This is a genomic window from Pseudomonas sp., assembly GCF_050739995.1.
Classification (GTDB): Bacteria; Pseudomonadota; Gammaproteobacteria; order Pseudomonadales; family Pseudomonadaceae; genus Aquipseudomonas.
In genome coordinates this window covers 1-3,048 of the sequence record NZ_JBOICG010000316.1, presented here as the reverse complement: position 1 = coordinate 3,048, position 3,048 = coordinate 1, and the positions used below count along the sequence as shown (strand labels likewise).

Sequence of the window (3,048 nt, the reverse complement as noted above, 5' to 3'; positions counted from 1 at the left end):
AGGGACCCGGTGCCAGCAACACCGAAACGGCCGTGGAAGTGCGGGAAAAACATGGCGATCTATGGCGTTACGGTCTGTTTCCCGTGACCGGGAAAAAGCACCAGCTGCGCGTGCACATGACTGCGCTCGGCGCGAGTATCTGCAATGACCCGTTCTATCCCGACGTGATCAAGGATGCCGAGGACGACTACGCCAAGCCCCTGAAGCTGCTGGCCCAGGGCGTGCGCTTTATCGACCCGGTTACTGCTGAACCACGGGATTTTCGCAGCCGGATCATCCTCGACTGGTAACCCGCAGAAACGACAAGGCCCGCACGAGGCGGGCCTTGGCAGGCAAGCGTTAAGACTTACAACTCTTTAACGGTGCGAACCTGATCCTTGTTGATCCGTGTTTCCTTGCCATCGAGCTGTTTGAATTCGTAGAAGCCCGACGCTTTGTCGAAAGACGGGGTGTCGACGGCCTGGATTTCGCGACCGTCATTCAGGGTGATCACTGTTGGCGAGGCGCAACCGGCAAGGGTAGCGAGGCCCAGTGCAAGCATGAGAGCGGCGATGGTCCGTTGAGTCATGAGATTGTCTCCGAGAGAATACTTTTGAATAGCTGACCTTGTGACGCGCAGGGCGTCGCCAAAGTTCCTGGTGCGCTGATCATTCTGACACGCCAGTTCTAGTGTGCTTCAGCTCGGGTGTATTAAGGTTGGCCAGGCGGGGGTCATTGGCCGGGCATTCCAGGGCGATGCCACCCCGTTGCAGCATAATGTTGCGCGGACTTCGCTCACCGGCATCCCAAGCGCATTCCACTTGGCTTTTGAGGGCGGTGGGGATGATGCAGAGCAAGGGCTCCCAGAACTCACCTTGTCGGACCATGACCGGAACCAATGGATTGCGACTCGATAGCTCACGCAGGTCGGCCAGCAGTCGTGCATCAATGTTCGGGACATCACACGGCAGTATCAGCAGGTGCTGATGGCGCGCAGCGACCAAGCCTGCACGTATGCCCGCGAGCGGGCCGGGGAAGTCAGGGCTGTCGTCGCTCACCAGTTGGTCGGCGTAGGGGGCGTACAGCTCATGATTGCGGTTGCACGAGATGATCAGGTCATCCGTCAGCGGCCGAGTCAGGCGCTGCAAGTGGGCAATCAATGGTTGGCCGCGCCATTGCAGCAAGCCTTTGTCCTGGCCGCCCATGCGTTGGCCGCGGCCACCGGCCAACAACAGGATCGAACAGGGCAGGGGCGAATAATCAAGGGGCATGGTGGTTCCGCTGCGACAGGTAAATAAGGCCCTGTGATATAACATCGGGCTGTTCCTTCGACAACCGGACCGAGCCATGAAAGCCAAGGCTGATGCGCCCTTCGTACCCCTGAACATCGCTGTATTGACCGTCAGCGACACCCGCACCCTGGACACCGACACCTCGGGCCAGGTCTTCGTCGACCGCCTGACCGCCGCCGGCCACTCTCTGGCCGAGCGCGTGTTGCTCAAGGACGACCTCTACAAAATCCGCGCCCAAGTCGCCCACTGGATCGCCGAAGACGTGGTGCAAGTGGTGTTGATCACTGGCGGCACAGGTTTCACTGGCCGCGACAGCACCCCCGAAGCGGTGAGCTGCCTGCTGGACAAGCAGGTCGACGGTTTCGGCGAGCTGTTCCGCCAGATCTCCGTGGCCGATATCGGCACCTCCACCGTGCAATCCCGCGCCTTGGCCGGCTTGGCCAATGGCACGCTGGTGTGCTGCCTGCCGGGCTCCACAAACGCCGTGCGCACGGGGTGGGACGGTATCCTCGCCGAGCAATTGGACAACCGTCACCGCCCGTGCAACTTCGTGCCTCACCTGAAGCAGGCCGAACCTTGTGAGTCCCGTGGGTAAGCCCGGCAAGACCGGCGCGCTGATGCCGGTGGAAGAAGCGCTGCAACGACTGCTGGACATGGCCGAAGCCACGCCGATCCGCGAGCAGGAAGTGCTACCCCTGGCGGACATCGATGGCCGCGTGCTGGCGCAAGACCTGGTTTCTACCCTCGATCTGCCGCCTTGGCCTAACAGCGCCATGGACGGCTATGCCCTGCGGCTGTCGGACTGGACCGGTGCGCCATTGCCGGTCAGCCAGCGCATCTTCGCCGGCCAGGCGCCGCAGCCGCTGGCCGCTGGCACTTGTGCGCGAATCTTTACCGGCGCGCCGGTGCCCGAAGGCGCGGACTGCGTAGAAATGCAGGAAAACGCCGTGGTCCATGGCGACGAGCGCGTGAGCTTTACAGAGCCATTGCAGATTAACCAGAACATCCGCCCCCGAGGCCAGGAAACCACGGTCGGCGAGTGTGTGTTGGCTGCCGGCACCCGCCTGGGCCCAATCGAGCTGGGCCTGGCCGCCTCCCTGGGGCGTGACCGCCTGAGCGTGGTGCGCCGTGTACGGGTGGCCGTGCTGTCCACCGGCGACGAGTTGATCGAGCCCGGCCTGCCGCTGGGTCCGGGCCAGATCTACAACAGCAATCGCCGTGTGCTGTGCAGTTGGCTTGTGCGCATGGGCTGCGAAGTGGTCGATGCCGGGATCCTGCCGGATGATCTGGAAAAAACCCGCACACGTTTGGCGGGGCTGGGCGATGTCGACTTGATCCTGTCCACTGGCGGTGTGTCGGTGGGCGAGGCGGACTTCCTTGGTATCGCCCTGCGCGAAGAGGGCGAACTGGCCCTGTGGAAGCTGGCGATCAAGCCGGGCAAGCCACTGACCTTCGGGCATTTTCGCGGTGTGCCGGTGATCGGCTTGCCCGGTAACCCGGCTTCCACCTTGGTGACGTTTGCCTTGCTGGCCCGTCCTTACCTGCTGCGCCGTCAAGGCGTGCAAGACGTGGCGCCGTTGCGTTTCGAGGTGCCGGTGGGGTTCGTCTGGCCGCAAGCGGGCAACCGCCGCGAGTACCTGCGCGGGCGCATCGAGCAAGGCAAGGCGATCATCTACCGCAACCAGAGCTCCGGTGTGCTGCGCAGTGCGGCGTGGGCGGAAGGGTTTGTGGAAGTGTTGGAGGGCACCACGTTGGAGAGGGGGGATCGAGTCAACTT

General features: G+C 62.9%; 4 protein-coding genes and 1 pseudogene. 3 read left to right on the top strand and 2 right to left on the bottom strand.

Annotated elements, in window-relative coordinates; translation table 11 throughout:
* Positions 1–290, top strand: a pseudogene (locus ACRESD_RS10675) (pseudouridine synthase); the annotation flags it as partial.
* A gap of 56 nt (positions 291–346) precedes the next feature.
* Here the strand turns inward: ACRESD_RS10675 and ACRESD_RS10670 are convergent.
* The gene (locus ACRESD_RS10670; protein WP_431750876.1) at positions 347–568 is read right to left on the bottom strand and encodes a YgdI/YgdR family lipoprotein; all 222 of its coding nucleotides are present in this window, start codon (positions 566–568) and stop codon (positions 347–349) included.
* A gap of 79 nt (positions 569–647) precedes the next feature.
* Entirely contained in the window at positions 648–1,250 is a 603-nt protein-coding gene (mobA, locus tag ACRESD_RS10665) for a molybdenum cofactor guanylyltransferase MobA (RefSeq protein ID WP_431750875.1), read from the bottom strand.
* Between the two features lie 76 nt (positions 1,251–1,326).
* Here mobA and moaB point away from each other — a divergent pair, with 76 nt between their 5' ends.
* On the top strand, positions 1,327–1,866 hold the full coding sequence (moaB, locus tag ACRESD_RS10660) for a molybdenum cofactor biosynthesis protein B (RefSeq protein WP_071496276.1): 540 nt from the start codon (positions 1,327–1,329) through the stop codon (positions 1,864–1,866).
* Positions 1,850–3,048 (top strand): molybdopterin molybdotransferase MoeA (locus ACRESD_RS10655; protein ID WP_431750874.1); only part of this gene is annotated, 1,199 nt, incomplete at its 3' end. The genes moaB and ACRESD_RS10655, both read left to right, overlap by 17 nt.

Coding starts and splice junctions, on each gene's coding strand:
- ACRESD_RS10670 (WP_431750876.1), bottom strand. CDS start 568: ATGACTCAACGGACCATCGCCGCTCTCATGCTTGCACTGGGCCTCGCT.
- mobA (WP_431750875.1), bottom strand. CDS start 1,250: ATGCCCCTTGATTATTCGCCCCTGCCCTGTTCGATCCTGTTGTTGGCC.
- moaB (WP_071496276.1), top strand. CDS start 1,327: ATGAAAGCCAAGGCTGATGCGCCCTTCGTACCCCTGAACATCGCTGTA.